Below are 19,856 nucleotides of genomic sequence, written 5' to 3'. Positions count from 1 at the left end.
AGATGAGATTTCCCATTACGCAAGTAAGTAAGATCCCTCAAAGACGATGAGGTAGATAGGTTCGAGGTGGAAGTGTGGTGACACATGGAGCTGACGAATACTAATCGATCGAGGACTTAACCAAAAAAAGTGTTACAAAACAATGCACCGTTTATCCAGTTTTGAAAGAATAATTCTTTCAAAAAGAACGTCTACTAAGGACGCAATATCGTGTTGCAACGTAGACACCAGCACATCCATGTGCAAGTGAAGTGATGATGGCAAAGAGGTCACACCCGTTCCCATCCCGAACACGGAAGTTAAGTTCTTTAGCGCCGATGGTAGTTGGGGGATTCCCCCTGTGAGAGTAGGACATCGCTTCGCAATTAACCAGTCAACTGTTTAGCAGTTGACTGGTTTTTGTTTACTAAAATTTCCCCGGTCCAATAGATGAATTAACTTTGAATGTTTAGCAAGCTCAAAATCTGACGAATTCTAAATCAACAAATCAACATTGTTTTCATTCTCCCTTCATCATATTTCTCTTACCTCCTATTAATAGTCTATTAAAATTTGATTGGTGTTCGTGAGAGAAGTACTGGTAGCTTATGTTCCTCTGCAAAATTTCCATGTGACAATAACAACATTAGGCGATTTTGTGTATCAACTCTCACGCCTAGAAATTCACTAGAATTCAAGGGCGTTACGCAAATTGGTAATATAAGACTGACTTACAGGCAATTCATGACCATCTTCAAGGGTTACAATTAAATTAGAAGTAAGATCACGTGCAATCTTTTTAATAGCATGTATATTCACGATATAAGAGCGATGAATACGAATGAAAGAGGTTGGCAATCGTACCTGTAGCTCCTTTAATGTAAAATTCGTTTTGAATTGCTCACCATTTATATAAAACCAGGTTTTCTTCTGTAAGCTCTCAAGATGAGAAATTTTAGTAGCCGCAATAGGAATCCATTCCTCATTACGCTTCCCCGTTAAAAATTCAACAGGTTCTACTTTCTGTGTTAGCACAATTAATGCAGCAGGCTCTTCTTTTATTTCAATCGGATACCCTACACCATAATAAGGTATATCAGAAAGCGAGTAATCAATTAAAGGATCGGTTTGTTTCCGAGTGAGCAAAACTTGCTCAGCGATGCTCCCTGCCTGTACTGATTCTCCTAATCCTACTTGAATATGTGGTTGTTCAGAATGCAAATAAATATAAGCATTTTGGGCAGCAATTGCAATAGATGAATTGGTCGGAATCAAATCCTTTAATATCGAAAGAAATTGTTGTGCCGCAGCATTTGATAAAAGTGCATGGTGTTCCATTATAAAAATCCTCCTTGTTTTCCAAGTTTCGTCGCTCAAATAAGAGCATTCATCATCAAAATTTAGCTTTTTATCTAAAAATAATGAAAATTCAATCAATCTGTTATATATTAATTTACAATAAAAACAACTGTTATGAAACAGTATTTTAAAAATTTTATAAAAAATATTGGAAGGTGGAGTTTTTATATGGTGACACGTCAGGAGAAAATTCAAAATTTAGAAAAGCAATGGTTGGAGAATCCACGTTGGGCAGGTATTGAGCGCCCTTATTCAGCAGAGGAGGTTGTGAAATTACAAGGCTCTGTTGTATTAGAACAAACATTAGCAGCGAAGGGAGCTGCTCGTCTTTGGAAGTCTTTGCATGAGGAGCCGTTTATCAATGCTTTAGGTGCTCTAACGGGAAATCAAGCTGTACAACAAGTAAAAGCAGGTCTACAAGCAATTTACTTATCAGGTTGGCAAGTAGCTGCTGATGCGAACCTTTCAGGACAAATGTATCCAGATCAATCTTTATATCCAGCAAACTCTGTACCAGCCGTTGTGAAACGTATTAATCAAGCTTTACAACGTGCAGATCAAATCGACCATGCGGAAGGTCGTGAGGATGAATTCGACTGGTTTGCACCAATCGTAGCGGATGCTGAGGCAGGCTTCGGTGGACCATTAAATGTATTTGAACTTGTCAAAGGGATGATTGAAGCGGGGGCAGCAGGGGTACATTTAGAAGACCAATTAGCTTCGGAGAAAAAATGTGGTCATTTAGGCGGGAAGGTATTACTACCAACACAAAATGCTGTGCGTAATTTAGTGTCAGCACGTCTTGCAATGGATGTGATGGGGGTAGATACAATTTTAATCGCTCGTACAGATGCAGATGCAGCTGATATGGTAACATCTGATATTGATCCACGTGATGCTACATTTATTACAGGAGAGCGTACACCAGAGGGCTTCTTCCGTACAAATGCAGGTATTAAACAAGCGATTGCACGTGGCTTAGCGTACGCACCATATGCAGATTTAATTTGGTGTGAAACGTCGAAGCCATCATTAGAGGAAGCACGTGAATTTGCAACAGCTATTCGTGCTGAATTCCCTAATAAGATGCTAGCATATAACTGCTCACCTTCTTTCAACTGGAAAGCAAATCTTTCAGACCAAGAAATTGCGGAGTATCAGCGTGAGTTAGGTAAGTTAGGCTATAAATTCCAATTCGTTACATTAGCAGGTTTCCATGCTTTAAATCACGCTATGTTTGAGCTTGCACATGATTATAAAGACAATGGAATGGCTGCATATTCTAAGTTACAGCAAGCTGAATTTGCATCTGAATCAAAAGGCTACACAGCTACACGTCACCAACGTGAGGTAGGAACAGGTTACTTTGATGAAGTATCACAAATCATTTCAGGTGGTACATCATCTACAACAGCTATGGCTGGCTCTACGGAAACAGAGCAATTTGTATAAGTTGTTTTCTAAATTCATAATCATAGACACGTCCTCCGCTTCTCCTAAAGCGGAGGATGTATAAATTGGAGGGAAATGAATGATGGAACAGGTCACAACAGAGAAACTTCAAATTATAAGTGCACAAGATGAGCAAACAAAGGAAATTTTAACGCCAGAAGCACTTGCGTTTATATGCGCATTACATGATAAATTTGATGCACGTCGCAAGGAATTATTAGCTGCTCGACAGGAACGTCAGAAGCGTTTGGATGCGGGAGATAAGCTTGATTTTTTAGCAGAAACAAAGTCTATTCGTGAAGGAAATTGGACAATTGCACCGTTACCAGCAGATTTACAGGATCGCCGTGTGGAAATTACAGGGCCTGTTGATCGTAAAATGGTCATTAATGCATTAAATTCAGGTGCTAAAATGTTTATGGCCTGTTTTGAGGATGCCTCTGCGCCAACATGGGAGAACATGATTGGCGGACAAATCAATATGCGTGATGCCATCAACAAAACCATTGAATTTACACAAGCATCGAATGGAAAAACATACAAATTAAATGATCAAACAGCTGTCTTATTAGTGCGTCCACGTGGTCTTCATTTATTGGAGAAGCATGTATTAATAGATAGAGAGCCGATATCTGGGAGCTTTTTTGATTTTGGTCTATATTTCTTCCACAATGCTAAAAATGCATTAGCACAAGGAACAGGACCATATTTTTATTTACCCAAATTAGAAAGTCATTTAGAGGCACGTTTGTGGAACGATGTCTTTGTTTTCGCACAGGATTATATTGGTATTCCACAAGGGACAATTAAGGCGACTGTATTAATTGAAACCATTTTAGCGGCATTTGAAATGGATGAAATTTTATATGAGCTGCGTGAGCATTCCGCTGGCTTGAATTGTGGTCGCTGGGATTATATTTTCAGCTATATTAAGCGTCTCCGCAATCAGCCAGATGTGATTTTGCCAGATCGAGGGCAAGTCACAATGACCGTGCCATTTATGAAGGCTTATACATCTTTATGTATCCAAACATGTCATAAACGCAATGCACCTGCAATGGGTGGTATGGCAGCACAGATTCCTATTAAAGGAGATGATAAGGCAAATGCAGTAGCCTTTGCTAAAGTAGCAGAGGATAAATGTCGGGAGGCGACAGATGGCCATGATGGTACATGGGTAGCGCATCCAGGCATGGTAGCGACAGCGATGGAGCAATTTGATGCAATTATGCCGACACCAAATCAAATTCATAAAAAGCGTGAGGATGTGCAGGTGACAGCAGAGGATTTAGTTGCTGTACCTGAGGGAACAATTACGTTAGAAGGCTTGCGTATAAATTGTAGTGTAGGTGTACAATATATTGCCTCTTGGCTACGAGGAAATGGTGCAGCACCTATTCATAATTTAATGGAGGATGCGGCAACTGCGGAGATTTCTAGAACACAAGTATGGCAATGGATTCGTCATCCGCAAGGTGTTTTGGAGGATGGGCGCGATATTACGCTAGCATTTGTGCTGTCTATTTTAGCGGAGGAGCTTGGGAAATTGAAAGTGACATTTGGTGAGCAGGCGTATACTAATGGACGTTATGATGAAGCTGCTGATCTATTTAAGGCATTAATTGAGCAGGATGAATTTGTAGAGTTCTTAACATTACCTGGCTATGAAAAATTAGCTTAATCACAAAACATCTAACAAGCTGGGGGACTTGTTAGGTGTTTTTTTATGTACAGAAATTTGTTATACTAAATATATAACAAAAAAAGAGGTGATGAAGATGTTTATTGAAATAGAGCCACAATCTACTGTACCGATTTATGAGCAGCTCACAAGGCAAATTATCGAAGGTATTGCTAGAGGTGATATGCAGGCAGGGGAGACATTACCATCTGTGCGGAGTTTGGCAGCAGATTTAGGTGTTAATATGCATACAGTGAATAAAAGCTATCATGAATTAGAGGCGAAAGGGATTATCTTCATTCGTGCTAAATCGGGAGCGGTTATTCGTTCAGCGGATGAACGTGTACTAACCTTGGAGCAATTGCAGCAAATTGAAAAAAATTTAAAGCCTGTTGTCGCAGAAGGGATGGTGCTAGGGGCAACAGAAAAACAAATTGAAGACATGATGAAAAAAGTATTTGCCGATTTACAATTACGGGTGGAGGGGGTATAGGAAATGGTGGTTACTGTATTACTAAGCATTTATATTGTGACAGTAGTCATACAAATGTTTATCCCTTACCTTGTAAGAGAAACGAGTGTCTTTGGTGTAACAGTACCTGAACAAAATTTAGGACATCCACTATTAAAGAAGATGAAAAAGCAATATACACAAGTCATTGGTATAGTGAGTATCCTTCTGCTCATTGTGATGATATGTAGTATGGTGCTGTTGACATTGGATGATGCAGTGCAAGCATTACTATTTATGAGTTGTTTATTCGGGATGCTAGCTGTTAGTATGGTCATTTATGGGGTGAACTATCGAAAAGTAGCAACTTTGAAGAAACGAGAGCAATGGGGCATACATGTGAAGCAGGTGCGAGCAGTTGATGTGACAGCACGCAGTCGAGAGGAAATGCTACCATGGCCATTTTTTGCAATACCAATTAGTATGACAGTGTTCATGATTTTTTTTACATTATGGCATTATGATCAAATGCCCCAGCAAATTGCTACACATTGGGGACCTACGGGAGAAGCGGATGCTTGGCAGGAAAAAAATTATTTTACAGCAATCCTGTTGCCACTTGGGATGCTAATCATACAGTCTATTATGTGGGGAACAGCAGATTCCATTAAACGTTCAGCCATTAAAGTAGCGGTTAATCATAAAGAGGCATCAGTGGAAGAACAATTAAAGACTCGTAAATATATCAGTTGGAATACAGCGGTAGTTAGTTATGCTTTAACGATGCTACTAACGGTATTACAGCTTAGTAATATTTACCCCTCTATAGCTACAGGAAAAAGATTATTACCATTATTTGTTTTATTTTTAATCATCGTGTTAGGCTCAATGACTATTTATGTGTGGAAGAAGCGACAATTAAGGGTGCGTTATGACAATCGGGCACCAGTATCTGTGATGGATATAGATGATGACCGTTATTGGAAAGGTGGATTAATTTATATCAATCGTCAAGACCCTTCTGTATTTGTGGAAAAACGTTTCGGTGTGGGGTGGACAGTAAATCTAGGGAATCCACGTGTCTATGTTATATATGGTATACCACTCGCATTGCTCATTGTCATTTCTCTATTAGCTGTATTCACTTACTCATAAAGGGTGAGTGAATTTTTTTGTATCGCAAAAGGTTCCTATGTTAAATTGAAAAGAAATGGGGGGGAGAAAGATGAAAATTCTTGTGGTGGATGATGATATACATATTTTAAAGCTGGTCAATATTTATTTGACAAAGGAAGGCTATCAAGTGCTACAGGCAGAAAATGGGGAACAGGCACTACAGTTGCTTGAAGGGCATACGCCTGATTTAGCAGTTGTCGATGTGATGATGCCTGGTATAGATGGCTACACTTTGACAGAAATATTAAGTCAGGATTATAAGCTACCTGTTATTTTATTGACGGCAAAGGGAGAATTAGAGGATAAGGAACGTGGATTTTTAGCGGGCTCGGATGATTATATTGTAAAGCCGTTTGAGCCAAAGGAATTATTGTTTCGCATTGCCGCCATTTTGCGCAGATTAGATAAAAAAAACCAAGTCACATTACAAGTAGGGCGATTAGTGATTGATCGCCTGAGCTTTGAAGTGATAATTGGGCAAGACACCTTATTGTTACCATTGAAGGAATTTGAGTTACTCGCTTTATTAGCCTCACGATCAAACCAAGTATTTACACGTGGCATGATTATGGAACAAATTTGGGGCTATGACTATGAAGGGGACGAGCAAACATTAAATACACATATTAAGCGACTTCGGGAGCGTCTACAATCTTATGAAACAGGAGCAGAGATTACTACAGTGCGTGGTGTTGGCTACAAACTTGAGGTGAAGGCACCATGAAGACGTTGTACAGCAAATTTATGTTGACGACATTGCTTGTGATGCTTGGTAGTTTAATGCTCAGTTTTTTGGCTATTAATATATACTATCATCAAGTCATGAAAGCGAAGAATGATGCAAAAAACGTAAACATTGCCGAAGATATTGTCGATTATATAGAAGCTACACAGCCTAATGATTTAATGGAATATTTAACGACACTTGGTGATATAGGCTATCAAATTTATGTAACGACAGGAGATCGAGGGAGTTTTTTCGGTGGCGAATATCGTGATACGACATTACCTTTTGAAGTAGTTGAGCATGTTTTAGCTGGAGAGGTATATCATGGCATGCGGGATTTTCCAAAAGAAACGTTTGTAACAGGCTTTTTCGCCAATGAATTAACGAATACGATTGGTGTGCCGTTCGTATATGAAAATCAACAATATGCCTTATTTGTACGACCTGATATTCGTTTATTATTTTCAGAGGTGCATACGATTTTAGCAGGGTTACTTCTAGCAATGGCTGTATTAAGCTTACTAGCGATGTTGTTATTTGCAAAGGCATTAATTCGCCCCATTACACAGTTAACGACTGCTACACATCAGCTAGCACATGAACAATTTGATACATTGCTGACGATTGACCGTGCAGATGAAATTGGTCAATTAGCCAATAGTTTTAATAAGATGGCAACACAATTACAGGAAAATGACCGTATGCGTAAAGAATTTATTAGTAATGTATCACATGATTTTCAGTCACCGTTATTGAATATTCAAGGCTATGTCGATTTATTGAAGAGCTCGAACTTAACGGAAGAGGAAAAACAAGAATATACAACAATTATTGAGCTGGAAACGAAGCGACTATCTGCATTAACAAAGCAACTTTTATTGCTGACTTCCTTAGACCAATCAACAAGAATGGTGAAACGTGAGCCATATCCTCTTGATGAACAATTAAAAGAAACGGTAAGGAAATATCGTTGGCAGCTTGAGGAGGCTAATATTCAATTATCTTATCAGCTTGAGCCAATTGAGTATGATGGCGATGCAGGCTTGTTGCAAAATGTTTGGGATAATTTACTGACCAATGCGATTAAATATAATCATGACGGTGGTATTATTCAGCTAACGATTAAAGTACAGCCTACAAATATCGAAGTGCTAATAGAGGATAGTGGGATAGGAATGACTGATGAACAATTGTTAAAAGTATATGAGCGTTTTTATCGTGCAGATGCTTCAAGGACGAAGCAAGGAACAGGATTAGGCTTAGCCATTGTGAAGCAAATTATAGAATTGCATGGTGGTACAGTTGAGATGGAGAGTCAGATTGATGTGGGGACAAAGGTATATGTGCGTTTGCCAAAAATGTCATAAGAAGTTCATGTAAAGTTCATGTTCACACGATATGCTCATGAATAGATAGGGGGCATCATCAAATGGAACAAAAATGGAGTTTACGTTTAATTCGCCTAGCCGCTATATTTGGTCTTATTGGTACTTATTTAGGCTCACATATGGCTGGTTCAGGAGGCTATGAATATCGACCAATCCACGCACATATTTTACTTGTTGGCTGGCTAAGTATGTTTGCATGGGGCATTTTTTATCGTGTGTTCCAAGTAAAATCAGCAAAATTAGTAATGGCACATGGCTGGTCAGCGATTATTGGTGTAGTGGGCTTAATAGTAGGGATGCTATTTTACAATGTGAATCCGTTTCATTTTGGGCATACATTTACACTGATTTTCTTTATTGTGGGTGGTACAACATTACTTATTAGCTTTGCTTTATTCATTGTAGTGACTTTTATGGTTCGACCATCCAAAAAAACGAGCGTATGACTTGAAGATACGCTCGTTTTTTGCTGTTGTAAATGTTACTTAGGAGTTATTGACCTTCAATCGATTTTTTTAGCCATCTTGTTGCCTCTGTATAATCTTGTGCAACACCTTGCCCCTTTTTATAGAGCATGCCGAGTTGGAACTGTGCTTTTACATGCCCTTGATGTGCAGCAAGGCGATAGAACTGTGCCGCCTTGGAGAAATCCTTTGGTACACCTTGTCCATGCATATGCATTTGCGCTAATTGATATTGAGCCTTTGCATGTCCTTTAGCAGCTGCTTGCTCAATCCATTTAGCGGCCTCTGTATAATCCTGTGTGACACCCTTGCCTTTATCATATAAATTACCAAGCTGATATTGTGCACCAGTATGTCCTCTAGTAGCGGCTGAACGATAACTGCGTCGAGCTCGTTCTAAATCCTGCTCTACACCTTGCCCTTGCTCATACAATAAGCCTAATTGATATTCGGCCTGTGTATGTGATTGATTGGCAGCTATTTTCCACCAATCGAGGGCTTTTGCGTAATCAGCCTTTGTCGCATAGAGTAAACCAAGCTCATATTGTGCATCTACATAACCCTTTTCCGCAGTAGCTACAAAATAAGGTAGGGCTTTATCAGGCTGTTGCCTATGATGGGCATAAATATAGCCTAATTCAAACTGAGCTGCTACATGATGGGCATCAGCGGCAAGTAATAGCCATTTTTCAGCAGAATCCAAATTGTGCTCTTGCTCATACAATAACCCAAGATGATATTGAGCCTTTGTATGCCCTTTATATGCCGCTAATTTCAACCATTTTTTTGCCTCTTGCTGATCTTGTGGGATACCTTGCCCTGTGTGATAGAGTAGGGCTAACTGAAATTCTGCATTTGTATGGTCTTGCAATGCCGCCATATGAAACCACTTCGCCGCTTCTACATCATCTTGTGGAATGCCTCGACCTTTTAAATACATATAGCCTGTATTATATTGAGCACTAGCATCGCCTGCAAGTGCGGCTGTTTTGAAATAAGACATCGCTTGCTCATAGCTTTGCTCAACACCTGTACCATCATGATAAAGGAAGCCTAGATTATTTTGAGCACTTGTATTGCCCTGCTCAGCAGCTAGTTGATACCATTTGGCTGCCTTCTGAAAATCAACCGTTGTACCTAGCCCTTGATTGTAAAGGACACCTAAATGATATTGTGCATCTGCATTACCTAAATTCGCCGCTGCTTTGTAATGAATAGCGGCTTGTTCATAATTTTGTGAAACACCATGTCCTAAGTGATAAAGTAGCCCTAAGTTGTAATGCGCATTAGCATCATTTTGAGCCGCCGCTTGCTCATACCACTTCTTCGCCAGTGCATAATCTTTTTTGACACCTTTGCCTTGATTGTAAAGGACACCTAAATTGTATTGTGCACTTGGATTCCCTTGTTGTGCAGCAAGCTCAAACCATTGAGCCGCTGCTTGGTAAGCTTCAGGCGTTTGCGCTTCATACAGCATCACATCAATATCAAATGGTTCGATTGTATGTACTTTTTTAGCTTGCAGTGTTGCATCATAATGCTGCATAAACCATTCCACAATGTCACTTATATAATCAAGGACCATTTTTGCCGCTTTCGCCTCAATAATGTCATTGCTATTACGATTCGTCATTTTATTGACTACATTCATTAATAAATAAATACGGCGAGGATGAATTTTAGCTACAAAATTTCGATTATTGAGCAAGGAACGCCTATTTTTAACACGTGGCTCTGTGTGCATTTCTAATTTATATACCTCATACAAAATTTCCTCTAATACAAGTAATGAATTTTTTAGAGACACAACAGGCTTTGAAACAGCATGGGAGCTAGCTTGTTGTAAATAGTTTGCAAGTGTATGAAGAGCGAGTACCTCTAATTTCTCGCACTGCTTTTGTAAAATATCATATTGAATCATCATCCACACCTCCTTTTGAGAAATCTTCTCTTTTGATAATATCGGGGGGATAAGGTAGTTATTGAGAAGTTTTATATAAGTAGCATAGTATTCATAGAAATTTGTTGTTATACTAGGGTCAAAAGGAGGAATGGAGAATGAAGAAATGGCTAATTAGTAGTGTTGCTTTATTATTGTTAAGTCCATTAACTGTCTATGCGCAAAGTCCAAATGGTAATATAGTCAGTTCCTCTATGACGATTGCACAGAGTGAGACAACAACAGTTTCGACTTGGGAGCAACTCACAAATGCAATTGTTACTAAATTAAATCAATTTGAAACAACTATTCGTATCACATATAAAGGAAATATGAAGAACTTTGAAGAAAAATTTGTAGAAGCCTTTGAAGAAGCACAACAGCAGGCGGTCTATGCAAATGGACATATGGATAATACCACAATGTCAATGGATTCAGCAGGAAATGCAACATACAAGGTTAACTATTTAACAGATGCAAAAAAGGAAGTAGCTGTCCAACAAAAGATTGATAAAGTGTTGAAGACAATTATTAAGCCATCTATGACGGAGTTTGAAAAAGTAAAGGCTGTGAATGATTATATTGTGTCCAATACGACTTATGGAGAAGATACGATAGCAAGTCCTCACAGTACTTATGCTGTATTATTTGAGGGACAAGCTGTGTGTCAAGGTTATGCGTTAACGGCTTATCAAATGCTGACACAGTTGGGTATCCAAACGCAATATGTCACAGGTTATGTAGACGGTAATGAGGCACATGCTTGGAATTTAGTGCATGTTGGTGGACAATGGTATCATTTGGATACGACATGGAATGATCCGCTACCGAATCGTATAGGAGCAGCAACCTATGATTATTTTTTAGTGACAGATGCACAATTGAAGAAAGATCATTCATGGATAGCAGCCGATTATCCCGCGGCTACAAGTGCCAAGTATAGCTTTATGTTAGGTGTTGATTTTGGGCATCAAATAGGCAATATCATATATTTTAGTAATACAACAGATGATGATAAATTATATAAACTAGATTTAGCTAGTGGTAAGAAAACAAAGGTGATTGATACGCGTGCTATTTATATTACAGGAGCGGGCAATTTCCTTTATTACAGCGATTATAGCAATGGTGGCTATCTGGCAAAATTGAATCTACAAACATTGAAGGTAGAGACACTTGTGAAGCAAGAGGTAGCCAATTTGCAGATTCAAGGAAATGAGTTAATTTACGAGATGAATGGGAAAAAACAAAAATTAAAAATCTAAACTATTGCACAAAGAGCATCGTGATGAGTTCTTTGTGCCTTTTTTGTATATAATGAATGTAATAGGGATGGAGGTGGGCATTTTGTGGAAGAAATTAGTGATTGTCATAGTGGTACTTATTTTTATTGATCCTATTTATACAGCGAGTAAAGCGGCCGTAAAGCAAATCATTGCTTGGACGGAGAATGAAGATATAGAGGATATACTGCTAGTAGCAAAAGATAAAATTACAGAAGTGACAGCAACTATTTCAGACAATGCAGCGATTGAAAAAGCGACTTTCATCGAGGAAGAACCGTCAGAGCAAACAGCAACAGCTCCCATTACGTCACAGCCTGAAGTTGGACGTGTGGTAACAAATGCACAGGAAATGGCTGATGCTATGTATGTTTATTATAGTAGCTTTGCCCCAACATTTGAGATTCAATATAAAGGCAATACCCAACGAATTGAGCAAATTGTTGAGGAAGCCTATAATAATGCGATACAACGAGATGATTATGTATATGGACATATGAAAAAACATGCGATTCGCTATGAATATGGCAGAAATACAGCAACGATTTTAGGTGAGCAAAGCTACTTAATGACACCAGAGCAAGCTGCCTATGTGGATAAAAATGTACAAGCAGTAGTTGATATCATCAAACAAAAATCATCAACAGCGATAGAAAAAGTACGGGCGGTTAATGATTATATTGTGTCCAATACGGTTTATACGGAGCAAACGAAATCGAGCCCACATAGTGCATACACGGTGCTTGCTGAGCATAGTGGTGTTTGTCAAGGCTATGCTTTACTCGCACATGCTATGTTAACGAAACTCGGCATTGAGACACAATATGTCGTGGGCTATGTAGGGCAAGAAGGACATGCATGGAATTTAGTAAAGCTAGACGAGGCTTGGTATCATCTGGATACAACATGGAATGATCCTGTGCCTGACCGTAAAGGTGCGATTCGCTATCGTTACTTTTTAGTAGATGACCGCACAATGGCAGAGGACCATACATGGATAGTGAAGGACTATCCTAAAGCGACAAGTACACAATATCAGTATTATCATCAGGTTGATTTTGCTACACAAGTAGACCAGCAATTGTTTTATAGCAATACGGCAGATGATAGTAAATTATACGTGTTAGATTTGACGACAGGAAAATCGAAGCGTGTCTCGAATACACGTGTACAGTATATCGTTTATGCAGATGGTTGGCTGTATTATAGCAACTACTCACACGGCGCGTATTTAACAAAAATACGTCCTGACGGTAGTGATGAGCAATTATTGAATAGGGAAGATACGAAGGATTTATTTGTGAAGGATGGCTATTTGTACTTTATGACAAATGAGCAAAAGCGAATGGCATTGTAAAATAGGGCTATGAGGGAGTTTTCCTGATAGCCCTGTTTTCAGTTAAGAGTTAGCTATACGCTGCTGTTTACGCTGAGCAAGAATCGATGGTAGCATCATACCTAAAATAACGAAGATAATGCCAACTATTTGTAGCCATGTTAGCGTTTCATGTAACACAATAACGGAAACAGTAACAGCCACAGGCAATTCCATGGCACTTAAAATAGAAGCAAGTGCGCCCCCCACCCTTGGTATAGCAATGGAGAACAAATAAATAGGTAAAATAATACCGAAAAAGCCGAGTGCTAGTCCGAACTTCCACAAGCCTTCTGTAAATAGTTTCCCATTCCAAATGATTTCAGGGTCAAGGAAAATACTAACGACTACAAGAGCCATAAAAGATACGATGAGTACACGGGAAGTTGTGGTAACACCCTCAACATGCCTAGAGTTAAACTGAATAAAGCAAGCAAAGGTAAAAGCAGCCGCTAAGCCAAATAGCCATCCTTGCATAGGAATATTACTTAAATCTACGTTTAGGACACCTGCAGCTAAAATAGTTCCCGTAAATAGCATCATTAATGACAGTGTTTCTGCACGATTTGGGAAACGGCGATGCAGTGCACAGTCGATGAATAAGCCAATCCATGTAAATTGAAATAGCATCACGACGGCTAAAGAAGCAGGCAAATATTTTAAAGATTCGCCATAAACAATGCCTGTCGTACCAGTGAAAATACCTGATATAAGGAGAATCAGCCAGCCTTTTGTTGAAGGACGAGGCAATTGTCTTTGCGTTACTAGAAAAATAATAGCTATTAACAGAAAACCAATAATATATTGACTGGATACAGCTTCAGAAGCTAAAAAGCCGTGCTGCATGGCTACTTTGACTATGGTTGATAAAATGCCATAGCTGCTAGAAGCGATAATAATAAGAACTGGATAAAATACGTTCGTTTTCATAAAGATACCTTTCTATAATTGTTTCACCATATGATGGAATGGTTCATCAATAATGGACCAAGGTTCTATAATGACATAACCGATGCGTTCATACAAGCGGCGAGCATTTATTTTTTCTGTTTCCACGTTTAAGGATAATTTTTGCCCACCACGTTCTTGTGTGAGTTGTTCTGCATATTGGAGCAATAATGTACCAATGCCTTTTCCCCGTGAGGCTGGTGTCACACAAACGGTATCAATATAATATTCATCCTCATGTGCCTCTTTATCAATCACGATAGAGGGTGCATTTTTTGCCTCCAGCCATTGAACGAGGTTGGCATCCATTTGAATGGCCTGTTTGCCATTATAATAAACAAGAATGCCAAGTATTTCTTCATCCTCTATGGCGACAAATGTATTTAAGTAAGAATGACGATTATCTTCACGCTTGAATAGTATGGTTAGTTCACGTTCCACAGCTTCATCTGTTTGCTCACCTGTTAAACGATTGGCAATAGCACCAATAGCTTCAATAATAAGTGGTACAACAGCAAAAGCATCCTGTGGTTGTGCTTGTCTTATCGTTATTGTCATGTAAAATCCCAACCTTTCTATAGGTAAGTATAGTCAAGATAGCCACAAATATATAATAATACGCATCAAATTAACGCACATTCCGACAAATTTCGTGTTAATCTATAAATAAGAGACTTTTTTGGAGGGTATTATGTTAAAGGAAGATAAAGGATTTATTTTGGTGTATGGGGATGCGTTTATTGATTATATTGCTGATGATGTAACAAATACGTCGTTTACGAAATATATGGGTGGCGCAACGGTAAATGTGGCAGCAGGGATTAGCCGTATCGGTGCACCATCTGCGTTGATTACGATTACAGGCGATGATGAGGGCTCGGAATTTGTAAGAGAAGGGCTTGCGATTGAAGGCGTGAATTTAGATTATGCTGTTTTTAATCCAGCTAAACGTGTGAGTGGCGTCTATGTTCATTTAACAGAGGCTTGTGAACGCATTTTTAAAGATTATGTAGATGAAACACCTGATTTGCAAGTTGAGGCATCACAGCTAGAGGAAGCGGCTTTTAAACATGCATCAGCATTAACGGTATGCTCAGGTACAATGTTCCATCCAACAGCACTTGAAACAACGCGTACAGCTGTCAACATGGCAAAGGACAAGGGTGTTATTATTGCGATGGATGCCAATATTCGTCCATTACGTTGGAGTAGTGAAGCCATTTGTCGCGAAACCATTACATCTTTCTTTGAGGATGTAGATATTTTAAAGGTAACGGATGATGAATTATTTTTCTTAACGGAAACAACAAATTTAGAAGATGGTATTGCACAATTAGACAGCTACTTAATACCGATTATTTTAATAACAGTTGGTGAAAATGGCACATATGCGGTGTTAAATGGAGAAGTGATCCATGTGCCGACAGAAAAAGTGATACCTGTCGATACAACGGGTGCTGGAGATGCCTTTATGGCAGGTGTATTGCATGACGTCCATTATAACGGCTTGCCAACAACACAGGAAGAATTAATGCGCTGTGTGACTTTTGGCAATAAACTAGGTGCTTTAGCAGCAACAAAGGCAGGTGCATTAACCGCTCTTCCTTATTATGAGGACATCAAGCATTTAGTGGAGCCAAATTATGATGTGTTGGTCGAAGGACAGCTCTTTTTTGGCGGTGTCAAGGATGCGAAGACAGCTTTTGAACAGGAGCATGTAGATGTTGTGATTGATGTGCGTGTGAATGGCTTGACTACTGAGGAGCAGACAGACGCTCCTTATGCATATAAGCATGTCCCAATCGCTGATGAGGATAGTGACATTGCCTCGTCCATCCAAAAAGTAGCGCAAGAAATTGCAGGTGCTTATGAAAATGGACAAAAAGTTTATTTCCATTGTGGAAGCGGTGGTGGTCGTGCAGGTGTAGCAGCAACGGCTGTACTAATGGAGCTTGGCTTAGCCGATTCAATAGAAGAAGCGGAGCAGGCTGTGAAAAAGGCACGCCCAGAAGTAACCATTCGTCCAAACATGGCGGCTGCGTTGAAGAAGTTATATAAATAATACTAGGCATAACCATTTCAATCTGTTGGGAATGGTTATGCTGTTTTTTATTTTACGAAAAAATAACGGATAAAAATTAAGTTGATTGTTCTATACAAAGTAGCACAATTTTGTTATATTTATTGTATAACAAACAATGAGGTGATTTAGATGATGGAGGAGTTAGCTAAAATCCCGTGGGCAGTCATAGCACCATTAATCGTTGTGCAGTTAGTGCTGATGATTGTTGCTTTAATTGATTTACGTAGAATTCACACAACAAATGGACCGAAAATTTTATGGGTGCTTATTATTTTATTCGCCAATTTACTTGGGCCTATTTTATATTTCATTATTGGGAGAAAGCAATCATGACAATCGTGTTAGAGGTTAAAGGATTGACGAAACAATTTGCTGATAAAGTTGTAGTGCATCCACTTGAATTTACATTGAAAAGTAATACATCTACAGCATTAATCGGGCCAAATGGAGCAGGAAAAACAACAACGTTATCTATGTTAACAGGATTATTGAAGCCGACAGCAGGTGCTATTCAAATAGCAAAGGGAGATATCGGCTTTTTACCACAATATCCACAATTTTATCCATGGTTGAGCGCATTAGAGTTTACAGAGATGGCAGCAAAATTGAGTGGTCTACCTACCAAAACAGCCAAATTGGAAGCGCAAAAAACGTTAGAATTTGTTGGATTAGGCGACGTACTGCATAAAAAGATTGCTACTTTTTCTGGAGGAATGAAGCAACGATTAGGTATTTCCCAGGCAATTGTGCATAAACCAAAGCTTTTATTATTGGATGAGCCTGTTTCTGCGTTAGATCCAATCGGACGTCGAGAAGTGATGAATGTCTTAAAGGATTTACAACAAGAAACGACAATTTTGTATTCTACACATATTTTGAATGATGCCGAAGAAATGACAGACCAATTATTGTTTTTACGTGATGGACAATTAGTAGAACAGGGGACGCTATCTGAGGTACGTCAACGCTTTGATGAGCCAAATTATATTGTAGAATTTTACTCAGCTAAGGAAGCACAATTGTTTGCCTCACATTTTATAGGTGAGGTGAGAGGGTGTTCCGTGTATATTACTATACAAGATGAGCGACCTAACATGAATGAATTGTTTGAATGTTTGAATAATAATTCATTCCAAGTACGAAAGGTAGAACGGCAGACAGCATCATTAGAGGAAATTTTTATGAAGGTGGTGGATCGAGCATGAGAGGACTACCTATATTGTTACAAAAAGAATTTCGAGAGGCTTGGCGAAGTTGGAAATTTTTATGGATTCCACTTGTCTTTGCAATACTTGGTATGAGTGATCCACTGACTAATTATTATATGATGGATATTTTACACGCTGTCGGTAATTTACCAGAGGGCTTCGATATTCAGTTACCCGAATTTGTACCAGCAGACCTTTTGCAAGCATCCATTGGGCAATTTCAAATGATTGGTTTATTAGTATTGTTGGCAAGCTTTATAGGAAGCATTAGTAAGGAGCGAGCAAATGGTACAGCAACATTACTGTATGTACGTTCAATCTCATTTAGTGCCTATTTTATAAGTAAGTTTTTAGTGATAAGCGCAATTGGCTTTGTTAGTGCTGTAGCGGGCTTTGCAGCAAGTGTGTACTATACAACTGTGCTATATGGAAATTTTGAAATAGGTACATTGCTAGCTTGCTTTGTAACCTACTTCATTTGGCTATTGCTTGTCATTGCTGTTATTTTAATGATGAGTGCGACTTTTAATACAATGATTGCTGCAACAGGAGCATTTATCGTGATTTTTATAGGGCAATTTTTAACGATATTATGGGATTTTTTGCCGTGGTCATTGCCGAGTAATGGGGTTTTATTAATTAGAGATATGATGTATATGCAGGATTATTGGTGGAGTATGTTTATGACGGTCATGTTCACTATAATCAGTATAGCGATTGGTATTGTGATGATGAAAAAGAATACTTCGATGGTGAAAATTTAAAAAGAATAGCGCCTACCTTTAGCCAACGTTATAATTAACATAAAGTAAACCTTCAATCGGGTTTTTACAGCCTGTTAATACGGGATAAAAGGTAGGTGTTAGTTATGACACGTAACTCAGATAGATTTCTTACAGCATTTAATCGTATTGACCATCGACTACGAGATATTGTTGGTGTGAAAGAGTTTATGCCGTTTTCTCGCTTGCTGGACCAAGCAAAGAGGAAAGATGCACTTGTGACTAAATATGAGGATGATTTGCGTGCATATGCTGACTTACGTAATGCCATTGTCCATAATCGTATTGCCTTGGATTATGTCATTGCCGAGCCGCATATGGAAGTAGTGGAGAAAATTGAAGAGATTGATGCAGCGCTAGCCAAGCCGACTTTAGTAGGGCAAATGTTTGATAAAAAGGTTTATGTATTTCAAGAAAAAGATTCTTTACAGCATGTTTTAAAGGTGATTAAATCTCGTAAATATACACAGTTCCCTGTCTACAATCAAGAGCAGTTTAAAGGACTTGTGACAACAGTGGGAATCACCAATTGGTTAGCTACAACGATGACGGACAACCAATTGCCAAAGCAAATTCCAACATTGCAAGATATTTTATTGCATGAGAAAAAAAGAGTAAATTATAAGTTTATTAGTCGGTACATAACGATTTATGAGGCGGAGGAAATTTTTAAACGTGGTGTGGAGCGGGGGCAACGCTTTGAGGCATTGCTGATAACTGAACATGGCAAGCCACAGCAAAAGTTATTGGGCATGGTGACACCACTAGACATTATGAATATTGACTAAAAGCAAGACGAGACAAGCTATTAAGGGCTTGAACGTCTTGCTTTATCTTTTAAGCTAATATATAAGGAGCCATTATCTTGTACTTGTGCAAAATAAACATCTTCCACAGCATGAACATTTTGTTTTTTCAATTTCTTCATTAACCAATCTTCTGTTAATTCAAGTTCTACTAGGTTTTCGTATATCAACTGACCATCTGATACAACTTCTGTTGGAATGTAGGCAGGAATGGACACATCAGCTCGTACATCTTGCTTCGTGGCAGACTGTTCAGCAGGTTTTTGTAAAATACTGAGCTTACCTGTTGTTTCTAGTAAAGCATATTGGACATCTTGAATGGAAAAAATAGATTGTTCACGTAGCATCATCGTTAATTCATCCATATGCAGGCGATTCTTTTTCAGAGCGGATTCTAAAACAAGTCCATTTTGAATGACAATAGTTGGCTTATCATCAATCAAGACACGTGCTTTTTTCGATTTGATGGTGATAATAGTCATTAAATAGGTCAAAACACTCCACCAAATAAGAGCAATAAGACCGTCTAAAAAAGGGGTTTCTGCTTGTGCAGCAATTTCAGAGGCAATCGAGCCAAAGGTGATACCTGTTGTGTAGTGGAAGAATGTCAGTTGTCCAAGCTGTTTTTTTCCGAGAATTCGGGCTAAAATAAGTAATGCAAAAAAGGAAATTGTTGCACGAAATATCATTTCCCAAAAATGAGCATGTAGAAAATCATCCATTGTATCAACTCCTATCAAAAGGTAGCATGTGCA

Annotated in this window: 19 protein-coding genes, 2 rRNA genes and 1 pseudogene; 17 read left to right on the top strand and 5 right to left on the bottom strand. The window is 38.8% G+C overall.

Annotation, left to right across the window (positions count from 1 at the left end; translation table 11 throughout):
* Both OPF91_RS16950 and rrf read left to right on the top strand, forming a co-directional pair.
* A 23S ribosomal RNA gene (locus OPF91_RS16950) occupies window positions 1–124 on the top strand; the annotation flags it as partial.
* 123 nt (window positions 125–247) lie between these two features.
* Window positions 248–363, top strand: a 5S ribosomal RNA gene (gene rrf / locus OPF91_RS16945).
* Between the two features lie 303 nt (window positions 364–666).
* Here rrf and OPF91_RS16940 read toward each other — a convergent pair.
* On the bottom strand, window positions 667–1,317 hold the full coding sequence (locus OPF91_RS16940) for a LytTR family DNA-binding domain-containing protein (protein ID WP_264990113.1): 651 nt from the start codon (window positions 1,315–1,317) through the stop codon (window positions 667–669).
* A 189-nt stretch (window positions 1,318–1,506) separates the two neighbouring features.
* On the opposite strand from OPF91_RS16940, the gene aceA reads away from it, so the two are divergent.
* The 7 genes from aceA to OPF91_RS16905 all read left to right on the top strand — a co-directional run bounded on the left by aceA (window position 1,507) and on the right by OPF91_RS16905 (window position 8,659).
* Entirely contained in the window at window positions 1,507–2,790 is a 1,284-nt protein-coding gene (gene aceA / locus OPF91_RS16935) for an isocitrate lyase (protein WP_264990112.1), read from the top strand.
* An 82-nt stretch (window positions 2,791–2,872) separates the two neighbouring features.
* Window positions 2,873–4,471, top strand: coding sequence for a malate synthase A (gene aceB / locus OPF91_RS16930; RefSeq protein ID WP_264990116.1), 1,599 nt, complete (start codon window positions 2,873–2,875; stop codon window positions 4,469–4,471).
* 97 nt (window positions 4,472–4,568) lie between these two features.
* Entirely contained in the window at window positions 4,569–4,964 is a 396-nt protein-coding gene (locus tag OPF91_RS16925) for a GntR family transcriptional regulator (RefSeq protein WP_264990111.1), read from the top strand.
* 3 nt (window positions 4,965–4,967) lie between these two features.
* Window positions 4,968–6,077, top strand: coding sequence for a DUF1648 domain-containing protein (locus OPF91_RS16920; RefSeq protein WP_264990110.1), 1,110 nt, complete (start codon window positions 4,968–4,970; stop codon window positions 6,075–6,077).
* A gap of 70 nt (window positions 6,078–6,147) precedes the next feature.
* Window positions 6,148–6,822 (top strand): response regulator transcription factor, encoded by a 675-nt coding sequence (locus OPF91_RS16915; protein WP_264990109.1) that lies wholly within the window; start codon window positions 6,148–6,150, stop codon window positions 6,820–6,822.
* Window positions 6,819–8,192, top strand: a complete 1,374-nt coding sequence (locus OPF91_RS16910) for a sensor histidine kinase (protein ID WP_264990108.1) — start codon at window positions 6,819–6,821, stop codon at window positions 8,190–8,192. Before OPF91_RS16915 ends, OPF91_RS16910 begins: the two co-directional genes overlap by 4 nt.
* Window positions 8,193–8,254: 62 nt before the next feature.
* On the top strand, window positions 8,255–8,659 hold the full coding sequence (locus tag OPF91_RS16905; protein WP_264990107.1) for a hypothetical protein: 405 nt from the start codon (window positions 8,255–8,257) through the stop codon (window positions 8,657–8,659).
* 46 nt (window positions 8,660–8,705) lie between these two features.
* On the opposite strand, the gene OPF91_RS16900 is transcribed toward OPF91_RS16905, so the two are convergent.
* Entirely contained in the window at window positions 8,706–10,598 is a 1,893-nt protein-coding gene (locus OPF91_RS16900; RefSeq protein WP_264990106.1) for a tetratricopeptide repeat protein, read from the bottom strand.
* 137 nt (window positions 10,599–10,735) lie between these two features.
* On the opposite strand from OPF91_RS16900, the gene OPF91_RS16895 reads away from it, so the two are divergent.
* Both OPF91_RS16895 and OPF91_RS16890 read left to right on the top strand, forming a co-directional pair.
* On the top strand, window positions 10,736–11,881 hold the full coding sequence (locus tag OPF91_RS16895) for a transglutaminase domain-containing protein (RefSeq protein WP_264990105.1): 1,146 nt from the start codon (window positions 10,736–10,738) through the stop codon (window positions 11,879–11,881).
* 82 nt (window positions 11,882–11,963) lie between these two features.
* The gene (locus OPF91_RS16890; RefSeq protein ID WP_264990104.1) at window positions 11,964–13,256 is read left to right on the top strand and encodes a transglutaminase domain-containing protein; all 1,293 of its coding nucleotides are present in this window, start codon (window positions 11,964–11,966) and stop codon (window positions 13,254–13,256) included.
* Between the two features lie 42 nt (window positions 13,257–13,298).
* On the opposite strand, the gene OPF91_RS16885 is transcribed toward OPF91_RS16890, so the two are convergent.
* Together OPF91_RS16885 and OPF91_RS16880 are read right to left on the bottom strand one after the other, a co-directional pair.
* Entirely contained in the window at window positions 13,299–14,204 is a 906-nt protein-coding gene (locus OPF91_RS16885; protein ID WP_264990103.1) for an EamA family transporter, read from the bottom strand.
* Between the two features lie 12 nt (window positions 14,205–14,216).
* The gene (locus OPF91_RS16880) at window positions 14,217–14,780 is read right to left on the bottom strand and encodes a GNAT family N-acetyltransferase (RefSeq protein WP_264990102.1); all 564 of its coding nucleotides are present in this window, start codon (window positions 14,778–14,780) and stop codon (window positions 14,217–14,219) included.
* Between the two features lie 133 nt (window positions 14,781–14,913).
* Here OPF91_RS16880 and OPF91_RS16875 point away from each other — a divergent pair.
* From OPF91_RS16875 to OPF91_RS16850, 6 genes and pseudogenes are all read left to right on the top strand, one after another.
* Window positions 14,914–15,858 (top strand): annotated as a pseudogene (locus OPF91_RS16875) (carbohydrate kinase family protein); the annotation flags it as partial.
* Entirely contained in the window at window positions 15,853–16,284 is a 432-nt protein-coding gene (locus OPF91_RS16870) for a protein-tyrosine phosphatase family protein (protein WP_264990115.1), read from the top strand. The pseudogene OPF91_RS16875 and the gene OPF91_RS16870, both read left to right, overlap by 6 nt.
* Window positions 16,285–16,434: 150 nt before the next feature.
* On the top strand, window positions 16,435–16,638 hold the full coding sequence (locus OPF91_RS16865) for a PLDc N-terminal domain-containing protein (protein WP_264990101.1): 204 nt from the start codon (window positions 16,435–16,437) through the stop codon (window positions 16,636–16,638).
* On the top strand, window positions 16,635–17,510 hold the full coding sequence (locus OPF91_RS16860; protein ID WP_264990100.1) for an ABC transporter ATP-binding protein: 876 nt from the start codon (window positions 16,635–16,637) through the stop codon (window positions 17,508–17,510). Before OPF91_RS16865 ends, OPF91_RS16860 begins: the two co-directional genes overlap by 4 nt.
* Window positions 17,507–18,277 (top strand): ABC transporter permease, encoded by a 771-nt coding sequence (locus OPF91_RS16855; RefSeq protein WP_264990099.1) that lies wholly within the window; start codon window positions 17,507–17,509, stop codon window positions 18,275–18,277. Before OPF91_RS16860 ends, OPF91_RS16855 begins: the two co-directional genes overlap by 4 nt.
* Before the next feature lie 104 nt (window positions 18,278–18,381).
* Window positions 18,382–19,083: a CBS domain-containing protein gene (locus tag OPF91_RS16850; protein WP_264990098.1), complete on the top strand. Its 702-nt coding sequence runs from the start codon at window positions 18,382–18,384 to the stop codon at window positions 19,081–19,083.
* A 20-nt stretch (window positions 19,084–19,103) separates the two neighbouring features.
* Here OPF91_RS16850 and OPF91_RS16845 read toward each other — a convergent pair whose 3' ends face one another.
* A complete protein-coding gene (locus tag OPF91_RS16845; protein WP_264990097.1) occupies window positions 19,104–19,823 on the bottom strand; it encodes a YetF domain-containing protein in 720 nt (239 codons plus the stop codon).
* Window positions 19,824–19,856: the final 33 nt, after the last annotated feature.

It is taken from the genome of Lysinibacillus piscis (genome assembly GCF_026012395.1).
Lineage (GTDB): Bacteria > Bacillota > Bacilli > Bacillales_A > Planococcaceae > Lysinibacillus > Lysinibacillus piscis.
This window is presented reverse-complemented; position numbering and strand designations above follow the sequence as displayed.

Excerpts from the sequence above, each read along its gene's own strand:
- OPF91_RS16925 (WP_264990111.1), top strand. The coding sequence starts at position 4,569 with ATGTTTATTGAAATAGAGCCACAATCTACTGTACCGATTTATGAGCAG.
- OPF91_RS16940 (WP_264990113.1), bottom strand. The coding sequence starts at position 1,317 with ATGGAACACCATGCACTTTTATCAAATGCTGCGGCACAACAATTTCTT.
- OPF91_RS16855 (WP_264990099.1), top strand. The coding sequence starts at position 17,507 with ATGAGAGGACTACCTATATTGTTACAAAAAGAATTTCGAGAGGCTTGG.
- OPF91_RS16880 (WP_264990102.1), bottom strand. The coding sequence starts at position 14,780 with ATGACAATAACGATAAGACAAGCACAACCACAGGATGCTTTTGCTGTT.
- OPF91_RS16850 (WP_264990098.1), top strand. The coding sequence starts at position 18,382 with ATGACACGTAACTCAGATAGATTTCTTACAGCATTTAATCGTATTGAC.
- OPF91_RS16900 (WP_264990106.1), bottom strand. The coding sequence starts at position 10,598 with ATGATTCAATATGATATTTTACAAAAGCAGTGCGAGAAATTAGAGGTA.
- OPF91_RS16910 (WP_264990108.1), top strand. The coding sequence starts at position 6,819 with ATGAAGACGTTGTACAGCAAATTTATGTTGACGACATTGCTTGTGATG.
- OPF91_RS16885 (WP_264990103.1), bottom strand. The coding sequence starts at position 14,204 with ATGAAAACGAACGTATTTTATCCAGTTCTTATTATTATCGCTTCTAGC.
- OPF91_RS16845 (WP_264990097.1), bottom strand. The coding sequence starts at position 19,823 with ATGGATGATTTTCTACATGCTCATTTTTGGGAAATGATATTTCGTGCA.
- aceA (WP_264990112.1), top strand. The coding sequence starts at position 1,507 with ATGGTGACACGTCAGGAGAAAATTCAAAATTTAGAAAAGCAATGGTTG.
- OPF91_RS16905 (WP_264990107.1), top strand. The coding sequence starts at position 8,255 with ATGGAACAAAAATGGAGTTTACGTTTAATTCGCCTAGCCGCTATATTT.
- OPF91_RS16915 (WP_264990109.1), top strand. The coding sequence starts at position 6,148 with ATGAAAATTCTTGTGGTGGATGATGATATACATATTTTAAAGCTGGTC.
- OPF91_RS16920 (WP_264990110.1), top strand. The coding sequence starts at position 4,968 with ATGGTGGTTACTGTATTACTAAGCATTTATATTGTGACAGTAGTCATA.
- OPF91_RS16895 (WP_264990105.1), top strand. The coding sequence starts at position 10,736 with ATGAAGAAATGGCTAATTAGTAGTGTTGCTTTATTATTGTTAAGTCCA.
- aceB (WP_264990116.1), top strand. The coding sequence starts at position 2,873 with ATGGAACAGGTCACAACAGAGAAACTTCAAATTATAAGTGCACAAGAT.
- OPF91_RS16865 (WP_264990101.1), top strand. The coding sequence starts at position 16,435 with ATGATGGAGGAGTTAGCTAAAATCCCGTGGGCAGTCATAGCACCATTA.
- OPF91_RS16860 (WP_264990100.1), top strand. The coding sequence starts at position 16,635 with ATGACAATCGTGTTAGAGGTTAAAGGATTGACGAAACAATTTGCTGAT.